Here is a 22,150-nt window from a genome sequence, read left to right as displayed (position 1 = left end):
AGTGACCAATCACTGATTATTGTCTTCCGGTTCTCCAGTTAAACGTTGGAGAAGGAAGGAGAAACTTCCCTTTTCTGCATGTAAAGAGGCTTCAAGGATTGCGATAAATGCTAGCGCCCGTTGTATGCTTTCCGCTGTGGTCCATTGGAAAAGTCCCTCATCAAAGATAACCTGTGCAGAAGCGAGGAGAAATTCGACAGTTTCTTGTGGGTAATCCGTTTGAAATATCCCTTCTTCTACACCTTGCTGAATGACTTCTGCTAAAACGGGTGATAGCTCTGTAATGGCTTTGATCAAGCTTTTTTGATGCATCTCTGCATTAGCAGGCTGATGAAATTGTTCGATCATGCCTTCTTTATGGCTGCCCTGTTTAGGAGATTGTGCCATGATGATGCGAAATAATTTATCGACCACTGAGATATCTGGATCAGCGGCAATACGCTTTGCCTCGATGATATCTGCTTTTATGATCCGGTCAATGATTGCATCCATCACTTCTTCTTTGGAAGTAAAGTAATAATAGAATGTGCCTTTTGCAATGCCAACGGCTTTGAGGATGTCAATAATTGTGGTTTGCTGATAGCCTTTGGTTGAAAAAAGCTTCTCTGCTGCATTTAAGATGTCATTTTTGCGTTCCTCAGGATGTTTAACGGTTCTCATAAAGCCATCCTTTCTTTTGACTAGACTGTCGGTCGGTCCCTTGATTTGATTAAACACTTTTTGGCGTATCCTTGTCAATGGCTGTTTTTTTCAGCTTTGCATTTATTGTGCAATGACACTATGATACATTGAATGAAAACCCTTCAGGAGAGATGCAGAATGCAATTTTTAACCAGTGAATTGGCGCAAGAGATGGTTGAACGTACGATGCATATTTTACATCAAAACATCAATGTCATGAATGCAGATGGTGTCATTATTGGGTCTGGTGAACGAAAAAGGATTGGACAAAAACATGATGGAGCACGTCTAGTGCTGTCAAGCGGAGATAGTGTGGAGATTGATCAGGAGACGTCCCGCCGCTTAAAAGGCGTGAGACCTGGAATCAATCTGCCTATTTGCTTTCACGAACAAGTCGTTGGTGTCATTGGGATTACGGGTGAGCCAGGGGACATTCGTCATCATGCCGAGCTGGTGAAAATGGCAGCTGAACTCGTATTAGAGCAGTCTTTTCTACTTGAACGCTTCCAGTGGCGGCAGCGAATAGAGAGTGAAATTGTGAATCAGCTCATCTCCGAGTCTGACATGGGTGATCATCAGTTGAAGCACCGTGCTGACTGGCTTGGAATGGATCTAGACAAGCGGCGAATGGCTATTGTTTTTCAGCCGATTCCATCGTCCGAGGATACTGTACACAAAATGATGCATGCCATTCAATACGATAAGAATGCGGATGATTTACTAGGCATGACCTTCCGTCATGAATTAATCCTGTTAAGACAGCCGATATGTGACCATCAATTCAAGCATGTGATCGAACAGCTGCAACAAACAATGGCAGGTGCAGTTGATGGACAAGTGCTAGTGGGTGTAGGAACTGTCGCTGAGGACATGAGTCAATTACCGTTGTCCTTTCAGCATGCGAGAGAGGCCCTGCGGTTAGGAAAGGTGCTCCATCCAGAGGAAAACATATATGTCTTTGAATCTTATCAGCTTGAAAGCTTGTTTATAAAAGCGAGAGCCGCCAAAGAGGGCAAACGGTGGAGTGATTTTTATCATCCGCTGATACAAGAAATGGAGCTCGTTCAAACGTTAAAGGTTTACATTGAAGAGGGCGGGGATTTACAAAGAATCGTTGATCGTCTATTTATTCACCGTAATACACTGCGATATCGTTTAGATAAAATCCAGGCATTGACCGGAAAAGACCCTCGTCATGTGAAACAGTTGATGGAGCTGTACATAGCACAATTGGACAATCAATTGTCTTAATTGTGCATTTGCACAACTGGAAGAAGAAATAAATAAAAGAAGTTCATCTGGATTCACAACTCGATCCCAATGGGTAAACGCTTACAATTAAGAAAAGACAATCAGGAGGGATGGAGTATGGGTGGAGATGTGACAGTAAGTACATTGGGCGCATTGACTGCGCTTGTGATCGCTATTGTTCTTATTTTAAGAAAAGTATCACCTGCTTATGGCATGTTGGCAGGCGCATTTATTGGCGGTTTGGTTGGCGGTGTAGATGTTGTGCAGACCGTGAACGTCATGATGGAAGGCGCAAAGGACATGATTCCAGCTGTTCTTCGAATCATGGCGGCAGGTGTACTGGCAGGGGTTTTAATTGAGTCGGGTGCAGCGTTATCTATTGCGGAGGCCATCGTGAAAAAACTTGGAGAGGCGAGGGCACTTTTAGCACTCGCACTTGCAACAATGATTTTAACAACGGTGGGTGTTTTTGTAGATGTAGCAGTCATTACAGTAGCACCAATCGCACTTGCCATTGCCAAGCGTGCAAAACTTTCTAAAACGGGGATTTTACTTGCGATGATTGGAGGAGGGAAGGCGGGGAATATCATGTCACCGAATCCGAATGCCATTGCAGCCTCTGATGCCTTTGGTGTACCGCTTACTTCCCTGATGGCGGCAGGTGTCATACCGGCTATTTTCGGGATAGCCGTCACGTACGTATTAGCCAAAAAGCTTGCGAATAAAGGGACACCTGTTTTGGAAGAGGGAGCTGACCAAGGCGAGGTTCAAGTACCTGGTTTTCTACAAGCGCTTATAGGCCCGCTTGTGACCATTCTCTTGTTAGCCTTAAGACCGTTGTTTCAAATAAATATTGATCCAATGATTGCCTTACCAATAGGAGGAATTGTTGGCGCTCTTTTCATGAAAAAAGGGAAGTTTCTCAATGATTATGCGATGTCAGGGCTGCATAAAATGTCAGGTGTAGCGATCATGTTACTAGGGACAGGCACATTAGCTGGAATTGTATCGAATTCTTCCATGAAAGAGGTATTTATTCAGGCGCTTGACGCTTCGGGATTACCTCCTTACTTGCTTGCACCAACGTCTGGAATTTTTATGTCGGCAGCCACAGCTTCGACAACTGCAGGGACGGCAGTTGCAAGTGGTGTATTTAGCGGAACTCTTATTGGTCTTGGTGTATCTGCCCTTTCAGGCGCAGCTATGATTCACGCTGGCGCAACTGTTCTCGATCATATGCCGCACGGAAGCTTTTTCCATGCAACGGCGGGAAGTGTTCAAATGGATATAAAAGAACGGTTGAAATTAATGCCCTTTGAATCGTTAATTGGTTTGACATTAACTGTGGTATCGACCATTATCTTTGGTATTTTCCAGCTGTTCGGCTGAGGACTTAATGAGAAACGAGGGGTTTTTGGATGAAAATTGTGATCGCACCAGATTCATTTAAAGAAAGTTTATCTGCTTATGAGACAGCATGTGCCATCGAACGAGGATTTCGCTCTATTTTGCCATATGCAGAATATATGAAAATCCCAATGGCAGATGGAGGAGAAGGCACAGTTCAATCGTTAGTGGATGCGACAGGCGGAACCATTGTCCAGCAAGTGGTCACAGGCCCGCTTGGCAAACCTGTAGATGCCTTTTTTGGTATGTTGGGAGATGGGCAGACAGCTGTCATAGAGATGGCAGCAGCATCAGGATTACATCTTGTCCCGCCAGAAAAACGGAACCCCTTATTCACGACGTCTAGAGGGACAGGAGAATTAATGCTTGCAGCGCTGGATAAAGGAGCGAAGCATTTAATCATTGGGCTTGGCGGAAGCGCAACAAATGATGGCGGCGTTGGCATGATGCAAGGTTTAGGTGCTTCTTTTCTCGATAAAGCAGGCCAAGACCTCACGCCGGGCGGTGGATCACTGAATCAATTAGCTTCTATTGATCTATCTCGACTGGATCCAAGATTGCGATCAGTCCGTCTGGAAGTGGCGTGTGATGTGGATAATCCTTTAACGGGTGAAAGAGGAGCGTCTGCTGTGTTCGGTCCTCAAAAGGGAGCAGATACAGAAATGGTTCAACTGTTGGACAAGAATTTATCTCATTTTGCACAAGTGGCTAAGCAGCATCTTCATGTCTCCTTTGGTGAGGCGGCAGGTGCAGGAGCGGCAGGAGGAATGGGCGCGAGTTTATTAGGCTTTTTACAGGCTGATCTGCAAAAGGGAATCGATATTGTACTGAAAGCCGTACATTTTGCTGACGTACTAAAGGACGCTGACCTAGTCATTACAGGGGAAGGTCGGATTGATCAGCAGACCATTTACGGCAAAACGCCAATCGGTGTAGCCAAAGCTGCGAAACAATATGGACTCCCTGTCATTGGCATCGCTGGGTCCCTCTCAAAAGACAGTGCAGTCGTACATGATCATGGCATTGATGCACTTTTTAGTATTGTCCCTGGCGTCACGACTCTGGCTGAAGCCATGCATGATGCTAGTGTGTATGTAGAGAGAACAGCAAGGAATATTGCGGCTGTCATGACATTTGGAAGAGATAAGTAAATGATGAAAAATGTTTCCTTTTCTATCACATTCCTTTCTATAGAAATGTGGTAAAATGGTTCTAAATGAAAAAAAGTTGGAGGAAACACAAATGTCTAATCTACCGAATTGTCCATCGTGCAGTTCAACCTATACATACGAGGATGGCAGCATGCTTATTTGTCCAGAATGTGCGCATGAATGGTCGCTAGAACAAGAACAAGCGGCAGAGGAACAGCTTGTTGTCAAAGATGCGAATGGAAATCTATTAAGTGATGGTGACACGGTCACTGTGATTAAAGATTTAAAAGTCAAAGGTTCTTCTTCGGTTTTAAAAATAGGAACGAAGGTCAAAGGGATTCGTTTAGTCGAAGGCGATCATAACATTGATTGTAAAATTCCTAGTTTTGGCGCAATGAAGTTAAAATCGGAGTTTGTGAAGAAAGTATAATGTATGAAAAGAGGCTGTCGACCATCAGCCTTTTTTTTATTTCGATATTTATAGGTGAAAGGTATAATCTTAAACATCATTTCATACATATGTACCTGTTGAAAATGATACTTTTTTTAAAAAATCAAGCCTCTTTCCTTATAAAAATTCACGCTTTTCTTAACCCTACCTTAAAAAAGGCAGATGATTCTCTAAATTTTGCCTAATCCCCTTCACAACTTTTGGGCATTGCTGTACCATATGGAAGTGTTCTTCTATTTTTGACGGATCATGGTGTTTATCAGGAAATAGATGATAGATGATACTTAGACAAAGAAGGAGAGGTAACGTGACGAACGTTTTAGAACTGCAACATGTATCTAGGCATATTCGCGGGAAAAAGATTGTTCAAGACTTGAGTTTCTCTGTCCAAGCGGGCGAAGTCTTTGGCTTCTTAGGGCCGAATGGCGCAGGAAAAACGACAACCATTCGCATGATGGTCGGTCTTTCTCCCATTACATCCGGTGACATTCTGATTAATGGTCATAGTATTCAAACTTCATATCAGCATGCCATCCAAGATGTCGGTGCAATTATTGAAAATCCAGAAATGTATAATCATTTAACGGCAAGGCAAAACCTTGTTCATTTTGCCAGAATGAATGGAAAAGTGGATGAGGGTCGAATTGATGAACTGCTAGAACTAGTTAGTTTGCAGCATGTGAAACATAAGCGTGTCCGTACGTTTTCATTAGGAATGAAGCAGCGTTTGGGGATTGCTCAGGCATTGATACATAAACCGAAACTGCTAATCTTAGATGAGCCGACCAATGGACTAGATCCAGAGGGAATTCGTATGATACGAGATTACTTGAGAAGGCTGGCAAAGGAAGAAGGGCTTGCTGTCATTGTTTCAAGTCACCTCATGTCAGAAATGGAATTGATGTGTGATCGTTTCGCCATTATCCAAAAAGGAAAGCTGGTTGCGATTGAGGATCAGCGTGCAGAGACGAAGCAGGATGATTTGGTCAACTATCGTATGAAAGTAGCATCAAGTGAGCTAGAAGAAACTCAAAAGCTCATTAAAGCATTTGAGGAAGGCATCACAGTTAGAGAAGAGGAGCAGTACTTATTCTTCTCCATCCTAGAAGAGAAAATGCCACAATTGATTCGTCATTTGAGCGAGGCTTCTATTCATTTGTACGAAATCAGAATAGAAAAACAAACCTTAGAAGATAAGTTCTTAAGCTTAACAGGTAAAAAGGAGGCAGACGTATGATTCGCCTCATTCAAAACGAGTGGATGAAAATCAGTTATCGTGTGGGTACTTGGATTATGGTTGGGCTTCTTGTTTTAGGTATGATTGCGACGTTGATTTTTGCTGTTAAGACAAATGACGGAGATCAAGCATCCGGTGATTGGAAAACTGAGTTGCAAGAAATCAATAAAGCAAAGAAGCAAGAATTGAAAGAGGATAATATAAGCTTTTATAAGAGATCCCTTGAAACCGAAATAGCGATCAATGAGTATCGAATCAAACATGATTTACCTCCAGCCGATCAATTCGGTAAAAATGCATGGACTTATGTGGAAACAAATGCTAATTTGCTTCAGCTGGTCGGTGTATTTGTGATTATTATTGCAGCCACAATTGTTTCGGCTGAATATAAGCATGGTACAATTAAATTATTACTGATTCGTCCGCCATCCAGGTTGAAGGTTCTTTTGTCTAAATACTTTACCGTTCAACTATATTCACTTTTCTTGATCGCTGTCCTATTTATCTTATCCTTTATCTTAGGTGCGATATTCTTTGGACTAAACAATGATTATGTGTATTTGGCTTATCAAAATGGTGAAGTCATTGAACGGTCTCAGTTTGCAAATATGGTCTCTTATTATTTGGCGCATTGTGCTATGTTTGTTGTATTAGGGACACTTTCTTTTGCCATCTCAACGGTGTTTAGAAGTGAGGCCATTTCCATAGCGATTAGTGTATTAGCCTATGTTGTGGGAGCATCCATCACAAGCATTTTGATGTTCTTCTTTGATTGGGCGAAATATTTATTGTTTGCCAACGATCCTGCACAGTATTTCGCAGAAACACCTACTTTTATCGAAGACATGTCCCTAGGTTTCTCACTAACGGTCCTAGTCATTTATTGGGCTATCTTCTTGGCGGTTGCTTTAATCGTCTTCCAAAAGCGAGAAGTAAAAACAGGTTAATTTAACTTTTTAGGAGGTTTCTATCAATGATTAAGCGTAAAGGTGAAAAAATTATGGGGATTATCAGTATTGTCCTCAACGTAATTGGTGTTGGTTTTGGGGCATTGATGCTCTCTGTGGACCCAGCATTTTATGAAGAAATGAATGAAATTTTACAAGAGGAAGGCAGCGCCTTGCCAGTTGAAACACTCGAGGCATCGGTTCATGCCTTTGGCGTTCAGTTTATGGTTGTTTCCGCAATTGCGGCTGTCTTAGCCCTTGTTGGTGTGATTGTTTTGAAAACAGACCGCCGTGCCGTGCTTTCTGGTATTCTTTTCTTGGTTTCCGCTGTGACTCTTTTAATTGGAACTGTTGGTCTTGCTTTCGTTCCGATGATCTTGTTGCTAATCGTTGGATTGATGTCACTGATTAGAAAACCGAAAACAGACATTCACACGAGTGAATATCCTTCATAATTCAAAGAAAAAGACATGCGCTGGTTTGCGCATGTCTTTCTTTTTATATGATGCCAATCAGTTTGGCGATGATGAGTAAAACGATACTGAACCCCCACATCCAAAAGAAAGAGTAGCGGATATGTTTCCCCATATCGACCCCTGCAAGACCGATGGCAAGCCATACAGCAGGTGCAAGGGGGCTGACAAAGGTGCCGATGATATTTCCAATCATCATGGCGTATGCTGCAGATGTCCCTGACACACCAACCTCTGATGTAATCGATTCGACAATCGGCAAGAGTGCATAATAATAGGCATCCGTACTTGTCAGCATATCAAGAGGAACCCCAAATATCCCCACAATGATATGTAAAAATGGCAGTAAGAAAGCTGGCAAAATGTGAATACTGTCCACTGCAATTGCCTTCAGCATGCCTGTTCCTTCAAGAATTCCTAAAAAAGAACCTGCGGAGAAAATTACAGCTGCCATCATTAGTGCACTTGGAGCATGCGCCTTAATTCGCTCCATTTGTACATTCACATTTGGAAAGTTAATCAGAAGTGCTAGTGAAAGACCAATCATAAACATATAACTAGCAGGAATCACGTTCAGCACGAGAAGGACAACAACAGCTAAAAATAGAATGAGGTTGACCCACATTAAGTGATAACGCTTTAAAGACGCATCGCCTGTTTCGCTGATCGATTGAATAGCACGATCCCAATCGGCGCCTTCTAATTGGACAGCAGCTATTTCATTTGCCGCGATTTTCACCCGAATTCGTTTTTCTTCTCTTTTTCCTAAAATGAATGCCATTCCTAATACGAGCACGACCCCGATCAGCTGAATGGGAATAAGCGGTACCCACAGTTCAGATGGGTCCATATTTAGGACACTAGCTGCCCGTCCTGTGGGGCCAGCCCATGGAATCATATTGGTTAATCCAGCACTCGTCCCGATTAACAATAGCAATAAATAAGGACTCATATGTAATTTTTTATAAAGCGGAAGCAGTGCAGGTACAGTTAATAAAAAGGTTGTAGCGCCTGCTCCGTCTAAGTGTGCGATGACTCCAATCAAGGCAGTTCCCATCGCAACTGTGACAACATTCCCTTTTGTCAGCTTGATTAACGCTTTAATTACAGGTTCAAAGAACCCTGTATCTTGTAAAATGCCAAAAAATAAAATGGCGAAGATAAACATGGTCGCCACTGGCAAAACTTTGATAATCCCTTGTTCAAAGAAAGTTTGAATGTCATTGATACCAAATCCTGCGATGAGCGCCCCTATTAAAGGCACCATGACCATGGCGACAATTGGACTTGCTTTCCCCCAAATCAGCAAAACAACAATCGTTAAAATAATCAACAATCCAACAAACGTTAACATAAGCCCCTCCCCCTACAATAAACCGTTTACATTTGTTTGTTTTTTTACCAATGCAATCCCACATTTGCATTGAAAAAAAGAGTATCAAAAATATGAGTATTAGGCAACCGCTTTCATACCTATACAATGGTAAAAAAGGATGGCGGGGCCAATCATGGTGCGGTGTTCAATATGTCAAAAAATTTAGATAAAAAATAATACTTCTATTGATAATCTACTGCCAGGAGAAATTTTATAGGTATTTAGATTCAACAAAAAGTAAAAAGCGCCCGTTGGATGGACGCTTCTTTCACACTATTTTTTCAAAATAACGTATTCGTAAGGATTCAGTTGTAACCGTTGAGATGTATGCTGTCCAGTCAGCATATTTTCATAGCTTTCCGATGAATCTAGTGAAATGTTCTGTTGCTGTTCTGTAAAATTCATCATAAACACAAAGTCCTGCGATCCATCTGTTCGTTTCTGGACACTGACTCCCTCTGGAATTGAAGAGGAGAGGATCGGCTTTATCCCTATTCCTGTGATGAGATCTTCGTAAAAATCATCATAAAACGCTTGCTCATTTTCAGAAGCCATATAGTATGCTTTCCCTTTGCCAAATGGACGGACAGTAAGGGCGGGCTGTCCTTCATAGCAGCCATTCTCAAAATGCCCTAACACAGAGGCTGATTCTGGGTGAATGGATTCGCAATATTGTCCGACATGGTAGGTGCGTCCATTTCCTGTGGTCATTAAAACGTGTTCATCTGGCATCAATGTGTTGATTTCCTCTGCCCAAACACCAAGTACATGGCGGAGAGGGCCAGGGAAACCACCGAGGAAACAGAGGTCGTTTTCATCAACAATGCCGCTCCAGTACGTTGCTACAAAAATGCCGCCCTCTTTGACAAAGGCTTCAATCTTTTCTGCCACACCTGGTTTGATCATGTAGAGCATTGGTCCCACAAGCACTCGATAGGATGAGAAGTCCTTTTCCATCCCGACAATATCAACAGGGATGCCCTTTTTCCAGAAACTACGATAGTGAGTTTGGCAAGCCTCTACATAGCGTTTGTTGGTATTATTTAAGCCTTGCGCATCATCAATTGCCCAATGGTTTTCCCAATCATATATGATGGCGACCTCTGGTTGAACGGATGTACCCGCAATCGGCTGAAGCTGCTCCAGCTGTTTTCCTAAATCAGCGACTTCTTGAAACACACGCGTGTGTTCATGTCCTGAATGATCCACAACAGCGCCGTGGAATTTTTCAGAGGCGCCCCGACCTTGTCTCCACTGGAAATAAAGGACGGAGTCGGACCCGTGGGCAATCGCCTGCATGGCAGAGAGCTGTGCCATTCCTTTATGCTTCACCTTATTCACTTCATGCCAGTTCACGAGGCTTGGTGTGCTTTCCATCACAAGAAACGGCTGACCACCCTTTAATGAACGATACAAATCGTGAACGAAGGCGACGTTTGACGCTAATTCTGCAGTGGATTCTCTGCCGCTATGCCATGCTGGATAGCTATCCCATGAGATCACGTCGACTTCTTTTGCAAATTGATGATAATCCAGTCCAAGGAATGGACGCATATGCGGATAGTCGCCCATAAAATTGGTGGTTACTGGCACATGAGGTGTTAATTCTCTCAGCGGTTCAATTTCATTTTGATAAAAATTGATCGTTTGCGCTGTGACAAAACGCTTCCAATCTAGGTTCATGCCATGAATCATGTGCTCTCCGTGAGGTGCTGGTGACTCGATTTGCGACCAATCGGTAAAGGTGTGGCTCCAAAATCCCGTCCACCATGCTTGATTCAAAGCTTCAAGGTCATGGTTGTATTTGTCTTTCAAATAGTCTCTAAATGCTTCTTGGCAAAGATCACAATGACATTCACCGCCGTATTCATTTGAAATGTGCCACATGATCAGCGCTGGATGGTCCTTGTAGCGTTCAGCAAGCAAACGATTGAGTGTATTCGTTTTTTCTCGATAAACTGGTGAGGTAAAGCAATGATTATGGCGAAGTCCGTGTAAGTTGCGCTGGCGGTTTGCTTCAACGCGTAAGACTTCTGGATATGTTTGCGAGAGCCAAGCAGGTCTTGCTCCGCTTGGTGTGGCGAGAATGGCGTGAGCTCCCTGCGCTGCCAAGCGGTCCATGATATCATCCAGCCAGGCAAAATCATATTCCCCTTCTTTTGGCTCGAGCTTGCTCCAAGCGAAAATGTTGATAGAGAATGTTTGACAGTGTGCAAGCTTCATTAATCGAAAATCTTCGTCAATGATCTCCGGCATATGAAGCCATTGATCAGGATTATAGTCGCCACCATGCAAAAAGCCTTTCACATTTGGGTGAACGAGTGGGTAACGCTTTCTCATTTTGTCACGTCCTATCTGTTTAATTACGGTGTCATTTGTTTAAATACATCAAGAGAAGGCAGGGCTTTTCCGTTGAAATCAAACATGGCCTGATTTTCCCAAGCATTCCCGACTGTGCCGGTTGTTTGAATGTAAGCGAGCCCGTATTGACTAGACCACGGCGCACCTTTTGCTGGAATCCAAAGTGGTTCCCAATAAAAGAATCCTTTTCCGCGATTGTTTTTCACTTGTGAAATTTTTTCTGATAGATCTCGTATAAAAGATGCCTGCCCTTGTGGTGATGCTGGATAACCGGCCGTATTGACTGAATCTTGGTTAAATGAGTTATCGAGGTTGTCACCATTTGCTGTTGTAAAGCCGTAGGCGGTTTCTACCACGATGACATCTTTTTTATAGCGGGCGCTAATATCATTCATATTGGTAGTAAGACCGCTAAATCCCCCGTCCCAATACGGGTAGTAAGATAAACCGATCGTATCGAACGAAACGCCTCGTTTGGTGATTTCATCAAACCACCAGCGAGATGCGCCATTGTCCCCTCCATGTGCAAGGTGAAGCATGATTTTGATGTTTGAATCGACAGAGCGGACCGCATTTGTTCCCGCTTTTAGCAAAGCAGCGAGCCGGTCAAATTCACCGCCGCCTTCACCCCAGCTCTTTCCGTTCGGCCAAAGCATACCTGAATTCAATTCATTCCCGACCTGTACCATATTTGGTAGGGCATTTTGTGCTTTCATCGCTTTAAGTACATCGCTTGTGTAAGTGCCAACCGCTTTTTCTAGATCGCTTTGGGAGAGATTGGTCCAAGCTTTCGGTTTGAACTGTTTACCGGGATCGGTCCAGAAATCACTGTAGTGAAAATCAAGCAGCACTTTCATGTTTTGTGCTTTTGCACGTTTCGATAGAGCAATGGCGGTATTTAAATCGTTTGTCCCGCCGTTATAGGCACGGCCTTGGTTGTCGTATGGATGGTTCCAGAGTCTGATGCGCACATAGTTGACACCTTTCTCTTTTAATAGCTTGAGCGGATCAACCTGCTGCCAGTTTTGGTTGTAGTATTTGCCGCCGCTTCGCTCCACTTCTGCGAGCATGGAGATATCGGCTCCTTTGATGAAATCACCTTGCAATCCATTGATCGGTTTCACCGAAATCGTATCAGCCTTTGCTTCAGGCAGAATACCTAACCCCATCAGAAAGAAAACGACAACAGTGACAAGCAACCATTTCTTCATCAAATCTCCCCTTATCCTTTTGTCCCGCCTTGTGTGAGGCCGGATACAAATTGTTTTTGTAAAACAAGAAACAATAAAGCAACTGGAATCGCAATGAGTAAAGCCCCGGCTGCAAAGGTCGTGTAGCTGGCACCCATTTTGTCTGATACAAGATTGTATAGACCAATTGGGAGCGTATACATTTCGGGTGAACGGACAATGACACTGGAGATGATGAAATCACCCAGCGGTCCTGTAAATGAGTTGATGGCAACAACGGCTAAAATCGGCTTGGCAAGCGGCATAATAATTTGGATGAAAATCCGGAAATGCCCTGCGCCATCCATTCTGGCTGATTCATCAAGATCCTTTGGAATCGCATCAAGATAGCCTTTCATTAAATACGTATTCATCGGAATTTGTCCGCCTGCATAAATCAAAATCAATGCAAGATGGCTGTTAATGAGTCCAAGCATTTGAGCCAATACAAAAATGGCAATCAGCGCTGAAAATTGAGGAATCATTTGCAGCAGCAAAAAGAGCATCAGTCCATTCTTGCGTCCTTTGAATCGGAACCTGGAAAAGGCATAACCTGTAAAGCTGACAAGTATCAACGTTAAGAGCATAGTCGCAATACTGATTTTCATTGAGTTCCAATACCATTTTGCATAAAGTGCTCCCTGACCGAAGAAGAGTTCTGTAAAGTGGCTGAACGTTGGATTCTTCGGAAACATGCTTGTGCTCATCAGGCTATTCCCGGGATTAAAGGAAGCACCGATCGTCCAAAGGAGTGGATATAGAATACATACGGAGGCGATGAAAAGGATGAAATAAGTGATACTCAGGCGAATGAGCTTATTTTGTTTTGATCCCATATCACATCATGTCCTCCTCTTTAAATGAATTCGTTCTCTTAAACTGCCAAAGTGCAATGGCAATGACGAAGATCGACAGTAAGATCGTAACAGCGGCAGCGAGTGCATATTGAGAAGATTGCATCGTCAGTTTGTAAATCCAAGACACCAAGATGTCCGTTCCCCCAGCAGTTGAGCCAGCCACAGGCGGTCCTCCGCCATTAAATAAGTAGATGATATTAAAGTTGTTAAAGTTAAACGTATATTGCGTGATTAATATAGGTGCAATTGAATAGAGGACAAGCGGTAATGTAATGGAACGGAATTTCTGAAAGAAATTTGCCCCATCAATGGTTGCAGCCTCGTATAAATCTTCAGGAATGGCCTGTAAAACGCCGGTTGTCATAATGAACACAAAAGGAAAACCAAGCCAAGTCTGCATCGCAATAAGAGCGATTTTGCTCCAAAATGGATCTGTCAGCCATGGTTTTGGATCAATTCCAATCGATGCAAAAAGGGTATTGTTGATCGCACCAAACGTGTCGTTAAACAATCCAGCAAACACCAAAATGGTCACAAATCCTGGAACAGCCCACGGCAGAATCAAAATCGTTCTGAAAAACCGTTTTCCTTTTAAATCTTTTTGATTGAGCAGAACCGCTAGGAAAATGCCGACAGCACATTGAAGGGTCGATGCAGCCAACGTCCATACGACCGTCCAGCCTAGTACATCAATGAATGTGTCTCTCCAAATATCGATTGAAAAGATATTTTGAAAGTTTTTGATGCCTACCCAATCAATGAGATTGGCAGGAGGCGAGTGGTATAAATCATAGTTTGTAAAGGCCAGCGCAAAGCTGAACATAATAGGAAAGACAACAGAGAATAGAAGTAAAAAGAAAGCAGGAGTGCTCATTAAGTAAGGAAAGCCTTGGTCGATGAGCTGATGGTATTGAGCACGGATGGAATGAAGCGGAACCCCTTGATCACGTTTCTTTCCGTTCATAAATGCATCTCGTATCATGAGTACATAAAAACCGATGCCAAATCCAGCTGTTAAAAGTGCAATAATTCCTTTTGCTAAAAGGAAAACAGAGTTGTCACGAGGCAGCATCGTACCAAGTGTGAACAGCCCCCAGAAGCCAATATTGAATAAATCATAAAACACAAGTAGAAAAGAAACGCCAAACAGGAAAAAGAGTGCCCCTTTGCCATACTGTTTGTTGTATATTTGCCCCATCCCGGGTATAAGAGAGAACATTAGCGCCCGTCTCCGGTGTGTCTTTGATTCCACTATGTGTGTGCGGTCTAGTTCAAGGTTACCCGTCACGTCTAACACCTACTTCATATGAAATTAGATCAAGTGCAGGCAGCATGATAGATGAACAGCTACCTGCGCTTGATGTTTATTTGGAGTGATTCGCTTTAATTTGCGAGTCGATTTGTTTAACCGCATCATCAAATGCCTTTTTCACATCGGTACGGCCGGTCGCAATCAGTCCTAATGCACTGTCAATCGGCTTCCACACCTCTGCCATTTCTGGATTGTTCGGTGTCAGCGTGGCATATTTCGTTTGCTTTGAAACAGCATCCGCATTTGCGTTTTCAGTAATCACTGGGTCTTTCATCAGCTTTTTCACTGGTGGAATTTCCTCTGTGACTTCAAAGCGCTTTTTCGAATTTTTTTCGTTCGTGATAAACTCAACAAATTTCTCGGCAAGTTCTTTATTTTTAGAATAAGAGGAGACGTTGTAGCTCTTTACACCTAAGAACGAGCTCATATGTTTTCCGTTAGGGAGTGTTGGCAGTTCCGTTACGCCATAGTCGATACCCGCTTCTTTATAAGGACCAAATGACCATGGACCAGAAATCACAGCCGCAGCCTTTTTCTCAGTGAATAAGGAATTGAGGACATTGATTCCTTGCTCACCAATGATGCCTTTCGGGAAAAGTCCTTCGCTAAAGAATGTCTGAATGTATTTTCCGCCTTCGATGGCACCATCGTTATTAAGACCAATATCATTGACGTCATAAGACCCATCGTTTTTCTGTTTGAAAATATAGCCACCTGAACCGCCTAATACACTTTGTGCGTAGTAAATTTCATCCCACTTCGCAACAAAACCGTATTTCCCGTCCTTTGTCAGCTTTTTCGAAAGGTCATACCAGCCATCGAGTGTCGTTGGTGCCTTTTTCACAAGGTCTTTGTTATAGAAAAGCACAGTGGTTTCAACGGATTTTGGCAGGCCATACAGCTTACCATCTACCGTTTGTGATTGAATCGATTCGTCTGTGAAGGAATTGATTACTTTTTGATCTGGTTTGATTTCTTGTAACAATCCCTCTGTGACAGCTGATCCAATTTGGTCGTGAGGCATGGTGATGACATCTGGACCAGTGCCGGCTGCGCCATCAAGACGAAGCGCTTCAATTTGGTCGGCATATGCTTTTTCGACTACTTTGACTTTCACGTCGTTTTGTTTTTCAAATTCTTTGACAGCGTCTTGAATCCCATCAGACTTTTTGACATCCTCCCACACTAGCAAGGTCTTTGTACCTGTAGATGCCGGCTGTGTACCGCTTGAATTGTCATCTCCTGGTCCGCATGCTGACAGCAGAAGCACAGCAGTACCAACGACTGCCGATAATGTCGCCCATTTTCCCTTTTTCATTCGTAATCCCCTCTCGTTCTTTTTTCACAGATGATAAGAAAACGCTTTCTTAATGTGAGAATATCAACTTGAGTAAAAAAAGTAAACACATTTTATTAAATTTATTAAGTAAAATTTTTTACTGAAATAAAGAGAAAAGAAGCCCACCATATACGGCAGGCCTTCCAGCTGTTTATATCGTGCTTTTCCGAAAGACAGGTTCTGAGGCAATCAGCACGGTTTTTGGTAATGTTCTGCCATCAACAAGTCTTTCTAAAAGTAAATCGACAGCTGTTTCGCAAAGTAAAGAGGTATGGATGTGATAAGTTGTGAGCGGTGGTGACACATATTGAGAGACGTGAATATCGTTGATACTAAAGACACTCACTCGATTTGGTAAAGAAAAACCGCGTTCATTTAATGCTTGTAAACAGCCTATCGCAAGAGGATCACTTGCGACACAAAAAGCGGTTGGCAGGTGATCACCGAGCTCGTCGATCGCCTTCATCATCAATGAATAGCCTTCATCTACAGAGAAGTGGTGACCGATATAGACCAATTGTTCATCCAGTTTGTTGTGTGCTGTCATGTACTGGCGGAAGGTCGTTTCACGAATATCTGGAATCCGCCTATTTGTATTGAGATCAAGATCTGTCCCGCCAATAAATCCGATGGATGTGTGCTGTTTTTCGATAAAAGAATCAATAATCTTTTCTACAATTCGTTTCAGGTTTGGTTTTACAGAATCAAAGCGGTCTTCATCTGGTGATGTATCAATAAAGACGATATGTTTTGTGATCGCATATAATTGATCCAGCTCAGTTTTTTTAAATCGACCGATGGCGATGATGCCTTCTGTAGAAGGATCAATAGAATGAAGACCATCAGATGGGTTGTAAGCGGTAACATTTAAGCTTCGGGTATTGGTGAGTTCCTCGATGCCTAGACGAATGGATTTAAAATAAATATCTTCAAGCTCTTCTTTTTCAGTCATCCAATAGAGAAAGGCAATTTTTTTTAGTGAATGTTTGAATGTCTTTTTTTGATAGGACAAAGCTTCTGCTGCCGCATATACTCTCTCACGTGTTTGATCCGTAACAGATAGGTTGGGATCTTGGTTCAATACGCGAGACACGGTAGCGATGGATAATCCGGCTTTTTCCGCAATGTCCTTTATTTTAGCTGCCAAGTCAGCACCTCCTATAGAAAATATCTCCTTTCAGTATAGAGTCTTTAAAAATATTAGTAAATATTTTTATTAAATTGATTGCGTTTAGACTGTTCTTTACGATCTCGAAAGGAATTAGTAAGATATATGTATTGAAGATGTAGGATTAAGATTTCTGATAGGAGAGGGACAGATGTATTATGATGCACTGAAGACATTTGTGACAGTGGTAGAAGAGAAAAACTTTACAAAAGCAGCTCAGAAGCTACGGATTTCTCAACCGAGTGTCAGTCTTCACATTAAGAACTTGGAGCAGGAATTTCAGACGGTTCTGCTCAATCGTTCGCCAAAGCAATTAACGGTGACGCCAACTGGGGATATGCTGTACCATCGATCAAAACAAATCATTCGTTTATATGAACAGGCGAAGCAGGATATTTATGAGCATCATCATCTGGCACGAGGGAAGCTCACGATTGGAGCGAGTTTTACCATTGGGGAGTATGTGCTGCCGCAAATTTTGGCACAATTTCATCAGCTCTATCCGCATGTTGATATTGAGGTAGTCATTGATAATACAGAGGCGATCGCTAGACATGTTCGGTTGTTCCATGTCGACATCGGACTGATTGAAGGACAAACCAATGACAAAGAACTCTCTGTAGAAACGTTTCTAGAGGATGAACTGTATATCGTTGCCCCATTAGACCATCCGTTTGCAAAGAAAAAGGATGTCACCATTGATCAATTGCAAAATGAAACATGGATCACAAGAGAAGAAGGATCTGGGACAGGAGAATACTTACAGCACGTCCTGAAATCAAATGGACTGAAAGCGCGGACCTTTGTGACATTTAGCAGCAATCAAGCGATTAAAGAAGCTGTCATTCATGGAATGGGGCTGTCTGTTTTATCTAAATATGTCCTCCAGCGGGGCAGCATTGGAGGGGAATTGGCTGTCATTTCTGTGAGGGGAATGGACTTTAAACGGACATTTTCCTATGTTGAATCCCCGATGACAGGTGGGAATAAGAATAAGGAATTGCTTGTTGAGTTGTTGAGAAAAGAGAGAAAAGACGCTTCTCCGCAGTAGGAGAAACGTCTTTTTTTATAATCCTTTGATGTTGATTTCATCGACTGGTAGGAAAATCTCACCTGTATCTGTGTACTTCATGATGACTTGATCCCCTTCTTTTAAATAAATAATAAGAGGCTCTTTTTCAGAAGACATCGTGTAGTTTTTCCCATCGTCTAGTAAGAAGGTGACGGTTGTATAATCACCGGTCTTTTCCTTATACACCCTTTTCACTTTACCTGTTGACTCTTTCTTTTCTTGCTTTGATGAACTATTGACGGTACCACCGCCTTTTTGAAGAGCTGTTTTATAGGCTCTTAGTGCTTCATTTGGTGTAGAAGCGTATGCGGCGATCTCAGGATTGGCTGCCGAAACAATAAAGTAGTTTTGCAGGAACCCGTTTGAATCGAGAACAGGTGTAAGCCAGCTGGCTTCCCCGTAGAAATTATAAAGAATCGGCATGCGGCCCTTCCATTTCTTCTCGATAAATCGTTTCTCAATAATTTGCAAAGCTCCTTGTGAATCCATGTAGGATTCTTCAAGATTACCCGTATAATACGTGGCTTTTCCTGTTCGGGCATTTGTTAGTGCATACCCGAGCATGGAATCAACGCCCTCTTTTGGACTCGTGAAATCTGTGAAGTAATACATATCCCCTTTTGAATCAAACACCGGACTTACATTGGCTTCAGTCCCCTCATCAGAAGGCAGCTTCACATCTGATTTTCCAAAGAGGCTGTTCCAGAAACCATGTACATAGTTGCCGAAGTAACTATTCTGCAGACTGACAGCCTCTGGCGAAACAGCGCCATCAATAAAGGCTGGTACTTTGTCTAAGGCGTATTTCTTCGTTTCACCTGTTTTGGCATCCACAACAACCACACCTGAAGCTTTAAACCCGTTTCGTGCAGTGATGAAATCCCCAAATGTTTGGATGTAATAAGGCTTGCCATCATCATTGATCTCTAGCTGCGTGTCTCCATAGAAAATCAAATCTGGGTACTGAAGACGGATATGCCGCTCAATTTCCTTATTGAAATAGGAAGAAGGCGTATAGACCATCTCGGTTTTCACAAACTTTGGATTGGCAGATGAGTCGGTCGCACTTAATGTAAAGTAACCCGGTGTGCTACCAGAACGAATCCATTTAAAGAAATCGGAGAACTCGACGGGAGCGATATACACATACTCACCATTGACCTTCTGAATTTGCAAGCTACCCAGCTCGTAGTAGCTCGTGTTTGGCACCTGTCCGAACGATTTCTTCATCTTATTGCGAGCAAATTGCGGTGGTACACTCGCAGGTGTTTCTGTCTCATCAAACGCTTTGATTTCGACTTTTTGATCCATCTTAGACACGTCGAATTTCTCATTTGCATTGAATAGAAAAGCGGTTGCCATATAAACACCGAGCAACAATAATATGAGAAATAAAACGCCCTTGATCTTCCGCTCCAATCCCACTGATAAAAAGGCACCTGCTGCTGTCACAACAAGTCCAATGAGCCACAGTGATGATGGGTTGCGGTCTAAATTGGTGATGTAGTAGAAGCCGAAAATCCCGATGATAAACAGCAGGGCAAGTCCCGCAATCCACATAAGCGGCACCTGTTGTTCAGTCCCTTTTTTTCTAACGATTAACCTGAGTGGTGTGAGCAAAAGGGTCAGGACAAGACCGATCACAACCGAAAATAACAACATATATCCCACAAACAGATCTCCTTTCAAATCAATCACTCTTTTAGTATATACGAGTGAGACGGGGAAAAGATTCACCGGATGGCAGGTTCATTTAAATGCCGATCGAGTCGATGGCGGATTGAACATCTTCTTTCAGCTCAAAAAATGTGAGTCTTTTTTCAATTTTTTCGATTAAGGCGTCAATGGCTTCACCTGACATATGGGTTTGGATGTTCCTTTGATGTTTGTACACGTTAATCAGAAGGTCATCAATCAGATCTACTATTTTTTTGGCTTCTTGACGATCCTCTGCAAATTCATTTTGAAGTTGATGCCGGATGGCTCTGATCAGCGCTGTTTTCTGTTCTTCCTTGATCTTTGCCTTCAAAGCAGCCAGCTCTGCTGGTGTCATATCTTCCGTGTTAAAGTTTGCTTGAGAGAAGATGGAGCTAGATGTATGCGTATCTGTGACTCTCTGCAAAAAACGATCTGCGTCTGTTGGTTGTTTCTTTGAAAATTCCATTTGTCGTACTCCTTAAGAAATACCCATATTCTTGGCAAGGGTTGTATCTGCATCGTGGTATTGTTTTCCTAGCTGGCTCATATCATCTGATATTGAGTCCATCCACCTTTTCATATCCATCGCATGATCAATCGCTGCATCATACTTTTTAACTGAATAGAACTCATTGTCAAGACCCTCTGTTTTTAAGTGGCGAATGACAGCATCCACATCTGAAGCCGTCAGCTGATCATACGAGCCAAAACCGACAATTTGTTTGTATCTTGAACGAACGCGTTCCACTGATTGATCCACTTTGTCATCGAGTTTCTCAATTTTGCGAATGATTTGCTGCATATGGTGCTCGGCATATGTGGAGAATGTACGACCTGTGTTCATAAGAACATGCGACTTGATTAAAATCGCTACCACACTTTGCGGGTGAACATTTGATTGGCTCAATTGATGTAACATGGCGGCAGTGAGAGAAGGGTTTTTTCTCAACATATCATCAATGGTTTGAACGGAGCCATCTGACGAAAAGGAATACCGGTCTAAGCCATGGCTGCCGGCGAGGGCTTCAAGAAATAAATTCGCATCAAGTGAAGGATTCACACTCATTGCCCGATTGAGGAGATTTTTCATAAATTGGACGGCTTTTGAGGAGTCCTCAGTGTAATCGACGCCTTCAGGTAAAGCGGTATCATACATCACTTTCACACGACCGATTTCTGTCGTATGACGATTTAAGAGAGATAGCCCGTCATTGAGATTGATATATTCTGTTAATCTATTGCGGTAATCACCTTTTAATGCTTTGGCTTGCAGACCATCCGATAGATTTGGGTAAATATTCGGATTCTCAAAGGTGACCCCGCCTTTAATAAAATCATTTTTGACAAGAACATAAGAAGCATTTGACCCGCCAAGTGAATGCCCTGTCACATACATCTTCGCATTCGGCATTTTCTTATGGATCTCTTTTGCATACCGGTCCGCCTGCACCATTTGATTCTCTGCGCCGTGTTCAAAAGGGATATTTTTAATCAAATACTTCGTATCTGAAATCAACCAATCTTGTACAATCTCATTTGTATAGGTCGTTGTCCCTGTCGTCATCTTCGTCGTGACTTCCTTTGACGTCTCTGACTGGCTAAAAGGAGGCAGCTTTGTCAAAATGGTAGAAAGAAGATCATCTGACTCTTTTTTTCCATGTTTTTTAATGGTATCTTTATATTGGCCTGCACCAATTGGTTCTGACCCGCGGTAGGCGATGACGGCGTTTTTGATTTTTGTGAGGTCTCTTCCTTTACCGGATCTAATATAGTCATCCGTTGAAACGAGAGTCAATGCGTTAAGTCCTTTTTCTGTTTCTTTATAGTCAATAACATACAATTTCCTGTCCTGGCTTATAGCTATGTCACTATATTTTTTATAATTATCTATTTTATAAGATGCATTCGAAATAAAATTATAGTCTTTGTCGCTAAGTTGAAAGTGTGATCTATTTTTAGACAAAATTGTCACTCCTGTAATATTTATCATGAATATTATAATTTAAAGTATATTAAATATCTATAATATGAGCGAGAAAATCTATTAATAAAATATTTGAAGGTGGATATTTTTTCTGCACACCTTCTTGTGTTAAGTGATCCAGAGCTGCTCAACCCAGTGAAGGATAAAATCACATCGG

General features: G+C 42.5%; 19 protein-coding genes. 8 read left to right on the top strand and 11 right to left on the bottom strand.

The window, feature by feature from the left end; genetic code table 11:
- Positions 1 to 9 precede the first annotated feature (9 nt).
- Positions 10 to 660, bottom strand: coding sequence for a TetR/AcrR family transcriptional regulator (locus V7L95_RS06705; protein ID WP_008347371.1), 651 nt, complete (start codon positions 658 to 660; stop codon positions 10 to 12).
- Between the two features lie 159 nt (positions 661 to 819).
- Between V7L95_RS06705 and V7L95_RS06700 the strand changes: the two genes are divergently transcribed.
- The 7 genes from V7L95_RS06700 to V7L95_RS06670 all read left to right on the top strand — a co-directional run bounded on the left by V7L95_RS06700 (position 820) and on the right by V7L95_RS06670 (position 7,580).
- Positions 820 to 1,932 (top strand): sugar diacid recognition domain-containing protein, encoded by a 1,113-nt coding sequence (locus V7L95_RS06700; RefSeq protein ID WP_057078842.1) that lies wholly within the window; start codon positions 820 to 822, stop codon positions 1,930 to 1,932.
- A gap of 117 nt (positions 1,933 to 2,049) precedes the next feature.
- On the top strand, positions 2,050 to 3,321 hold the full coding sequence (locus tag V7L95_RS06695; RefSeq protein WP_008347366.1) for a GntP family permease: 1,272 nt from the start codon (positions 2,050 to 2,052) through the stop codon (positions 3,319 to 3,321).
- Positions 3,322 to 3,350: 29 nt separating this feature from the next.
- Entirely contained in the window at positions 3,351 to 4,490 is a 1,140-nt protein-coding gene (locus tag V7L95_RS06690) for a glycerate kinase (RefSeq protein WP_008347364.1), read from the top strand.
- A 91-nt stretch (positions 4,491 to 4,581) separates the two neighbouring features.
- Positions 4,582 to 4,920, top strand: coding sequence for a zinc ribbon domain-containing protein YjdM (locus tag V7L95_RS06685; RefSeq protein ID WP_017359922.1), 339 nt, complete (start codon positions 4,582 to 4,584; stop codon positions 4,918 to 4,920).
- A 328-nt stretch (positions 4,921 to 5,248) separates the two neighbouring features.
- The gene (locus V7L95_RS06680) at positions 5,249 to 6,178 is read left to right on the top strand and encodes an ABC transporter ATP-binding protein (RefSeq protein WP_080934071.1); all 930 of its coding nucleotides are present in this window, start codon (positions 5,249 to 5,251) and stop codon (positions 6,176 to 6,178) included.
- On the top strand, positions 6,175 to 7,125 hold the full coding sequence (locus V7L95_RS06675) for an ABC transporter permease subunit (RefSeq protein WP_035390029.1): 951 nt from the start codon (positions 6,175 to 6,177) through the stop codon (positions 7,123 to 7,125). The genes V7L95_RS06680 and V7L95_RS06675 overlap by 4 nt, the downstream gene beginning before the upstream one ends.
- 26 nt (positions 7,126 to 7,151) lie before the next feature.
- Complete coding sequence (locus V7L95_RS06670; RefSeq protein WP_007497283.1) at positions 7,152 to 7,580, top strand: DUF4064 domain-containing protein; 429 nt, start codon at positions 7,152 to 7,154, stop codon at positions 7,578 to 7,580.
- A gap of 43 nt (positions 7,581 to 7,623) precedes the next feature.
- Here the strand turns inward: V7L95_RS06670 and V7L95_RS06665 are convergent, their stop codons facing one another.
- From V7L95_RS06665 to V7L95_RS06635, 7 genes are all read right to left on the bottom strand, one after another.
- Positions 7,624 to 8,952, bottom strand: coding sequence for a citrate:proton symporter (locus V7L95_RS06665; protein WP_024720446.1), 1,329 nt, complete (start codon positions 8,950 to 8,952; stop codon positions 7,624 to 7,626).
- 294 nt (positions 8,953 to 9,246) lie between these two features.
- Positions 9,247 to 11,313, bottom strand: coding sequence for a beta-galactosidase (locus tag V7L95_RS06660; RefSeq protein WP_340968570.1), 2,067 nt, complete (start codon positions 11,311 to 11,313; stop codon positions 9,247 to 9,249).
- Between the two features lie 23 nt (positions 11,314 to 11,336).
- Entirely contained in the window at positions 11,337 to 12,545 is a 1,209-nt protein-coding gene (locus V7L95_RS06655) for a glycosyl hydrolase 53 family protein (RefSeq protein WP_060781581.1), read from the bottom strand.
- A gap of 11 nt (positions 12,546 to 12,556) precedes the next feature.
- On the bottom strand, positions 12,557 to 13,399 hold the full coding sequence (locus V7L95_RS06650) for a sugar ABC transporter permease (RefSeq protein ID WP_007497274.1): 843 nt from the start codon (positions 13,397 to 13,399) through the stop codon (positions 12,557 to 12,559).
- Between the two features lies 1 nt (position 13,400).
- Complete coding sequence (locus V7L95_RS06645; protein ID WP_045033662.1) at positions 13,401 to 14,639, bottom strand: sugar ABC transporter permease; 1,239 nt, start codon at positions 14,637 to 14,639, stop codon at positions 13,401 to 13,403.
- Positions 14,640 to 14,784: 145 nt separating this feature from the next.
- Positions 14,785 to 16,050, bottom strand: coding sequence for an extracellular solute-binding protein (locus V7L95_RS06640; protein ID WP_008347347.1), 1,266 nt, complete (start codon positions 16,048 to 16,050; stop codon positions 14,785 to 14,787).
- Positions 16,051 to 16,222: 172 nt separating this feature from the next.
- Positions 16,223 to 17,218 (bottom strand): LacI family DNA-binding transcriptional regulator, encoded by a 996-nt coding sequence (locus V7L95_RS06635; protein ID WP_060781579.1) that lies wholly within the window; start codon positions 17,216 to 17,218, stop codon positions 16,223 to 16,225.
- A 172-nt stretch (positions 17,219 to 17,390) separates the two neighbouring features.
- On the opposite strand from V7L95_RS06635, the gene V7L95_RS06630 reads away from it, so the two are divergent.
- On the top strand, positions 17,391 to 18,290 hold the full coding sequence (locus V7L95_RS06630; protein ID WP_017359912.1) for a LysR family transcriptional regulator: 900 nt from the start codon (positions 17,391 to 17,393) through the stop codon (positions 18,288 to 18,290).
- Positions 18,291 to 18,305: 15 nt separating this feature from the next.
- Here the strand turns inward: V7L95_RS06630 and V7L95_RS06625 are convergent, their stop codons facing one another.
- The 3 genes from V7L95_RS06625 to V7L95_RS06615 all read right to left on the bottom strand — a co-directional run bounded on the left by V7L95_RS06625 (position 18,306) and on the right by V7L95_RS06615 (position 21,972).
- Complete coding sequence (locus V7L95_RS06625) at positions 18,306 to 19,982, bottom strand: hypothetical protein (RefSeq protein ID WP_099496966.1); 1,677 nt, start codon at positions 19,980 to 19,982, stop codon at positions 18,306 to 18,308.
- An 82-nt stretch (positions 19,983 to 20,064) separates the two neighbouring features.
- Complete coding sequence (locus V7L95_RS06620; RefSeq protein ID WP_024720438.1) at positions 20,065 to 20,475, bottom strand: hypothetical protein; 411 nt, start codon at positions 20,473 to 20,475, stop codon at positions 20,065 to 20,067.
- A gap of 12 nt (positions 20,476 to 20,487) precedes the next feature.
- Positions 20,488 to 21,972 (bottom strand): lipase, encoded by a 1,485-nt coding sequence (locus V7L95_RS06615; RefSeq protein WP_322874451.1) that lies wholly within the window; start codon positions 21,970 to 21,972, stop codon positions 20,488 to 20,490.
- Between the last annotated feature and the right edge of the window lie 178 nt (positions 21,973 to 22,150).

The organism is Bacillus sp. PPSBB_11 (assembly GCF_038023285.1).
Classification (GTDB): domain Bacteria; phylum Bacillota; class Bacilli; order Bacillales; family Bacillaceae; genus Bacillus; species Bacillus altitudinis.
Note: the sequence above shows the minus strand (reverse complement) of the source record. Positions and strands in the feature narration are given on the sequence as shown.

Bases quoted from the DNA above. Each gene is read 5' to 3' on its own strand.
- V7L95_RS06705 (WP_008347371.1), bottom strand. From the start codon at position 660: ATGAGAACCGTTAAACATCCTGAGGAACGCAAAAATGACATCTTAAAT.
- V7L95_RS06700 (WP_057078842.1), top strand. From the start codon at position 820: ATGCAATTTTTAACCAGTGAATTGGCGCAAGAGATGGTTGAACGTACG.
- V7L95_RS06695 (WP_008347366.1), top strand. From the start codon at position 2,050: ATGGGTGGAGATGTGACAGTAAGTACATTGGGCGCATTGACTGCGCTT.
- V7L95_RS06690 (WP_008347364.1), top strand. From the start codon at position 3,351: ATGAAAATTGTGATCGCACCAGATTCATTTAAAGAAAGTTTATCTGCT.
- V7L95_RS06685 (WP_017359922.1), top strand. From the start codon at position 4,582: ATGTCTAATCTACCGAATTGTCCATCGTGCAGTTCAACCTATACATAC.
- V7L95_RS06675 (WP_035390029.1), top strand. From the start codon at position 6,175: ATGATTCGCCTCATTCAAAACGAGTGGATGAAAATCAGTTATCGTGTG.
- V7L95_RS06670 (WP_007497283.1), top strand. From the start codon at position 7,152: ATGATTAAGCGTAAAGGTGAAAAAATTATGGGGATTATCAGTATTGTC.
- V7L95_RS06665 (WP_024720446.1), bottom strand. From the start codon at position 8,952: ATGTTAACGTTTGTTGGATTGTTGATTATTTTAACGATTGTTGTTTTG.
- V7L95_RS06660 (WP_340968570.1), bottom strand. From the start codon at position 11,313: ATGAGAAAGCGTTACCCACTCGTTCACCCAAATGTGAAAGGCTTTTTG.
- V7L95_RS06655 (WP_060781581.1), bottom strand. From the start codon at position 12,545: ATGAAGAAATGGTTGCTTGTCACTGTTGTCGTTTTCTTTCTGATGGGG.
- V7L95_RS06650 (WP_007497274.1), bottom strand. From the start codon at position 13,399: ATGGGATCAAAACAAAATAAGCTCATTCGCCTGAGTATCACTTATTTC.
- V7L95_RS06645 (WP_045033662.1), bottom strand. From the start codon at position 14,639: ATGTTCTCTCTTATACCCGGGATGGGGCAAATATACAACAAACAGTAT.
- V7L95_RS06640 (WP_008347347.1), bottom strand. From the start codon at position 16,050: ATGAAAAAGGGAAAATGGGCGACATTATCGGCAGTCGTTGGTACTGCT.
- V7L95_RS06630 (WP_017359912.1), top strand. From the start codon at position 17,391: ATGTATTATGATGCACTGAAGACATTTGTGACAGTGGTAGAAGAGAAA.
- V7L95_RS06620 (WP_024720438.1), bottom strand. From the start codon at position 20,475: ATGGAATTTTCAAAGAAACAACCAACAGACGCAGATCGTTTTTTGCAG.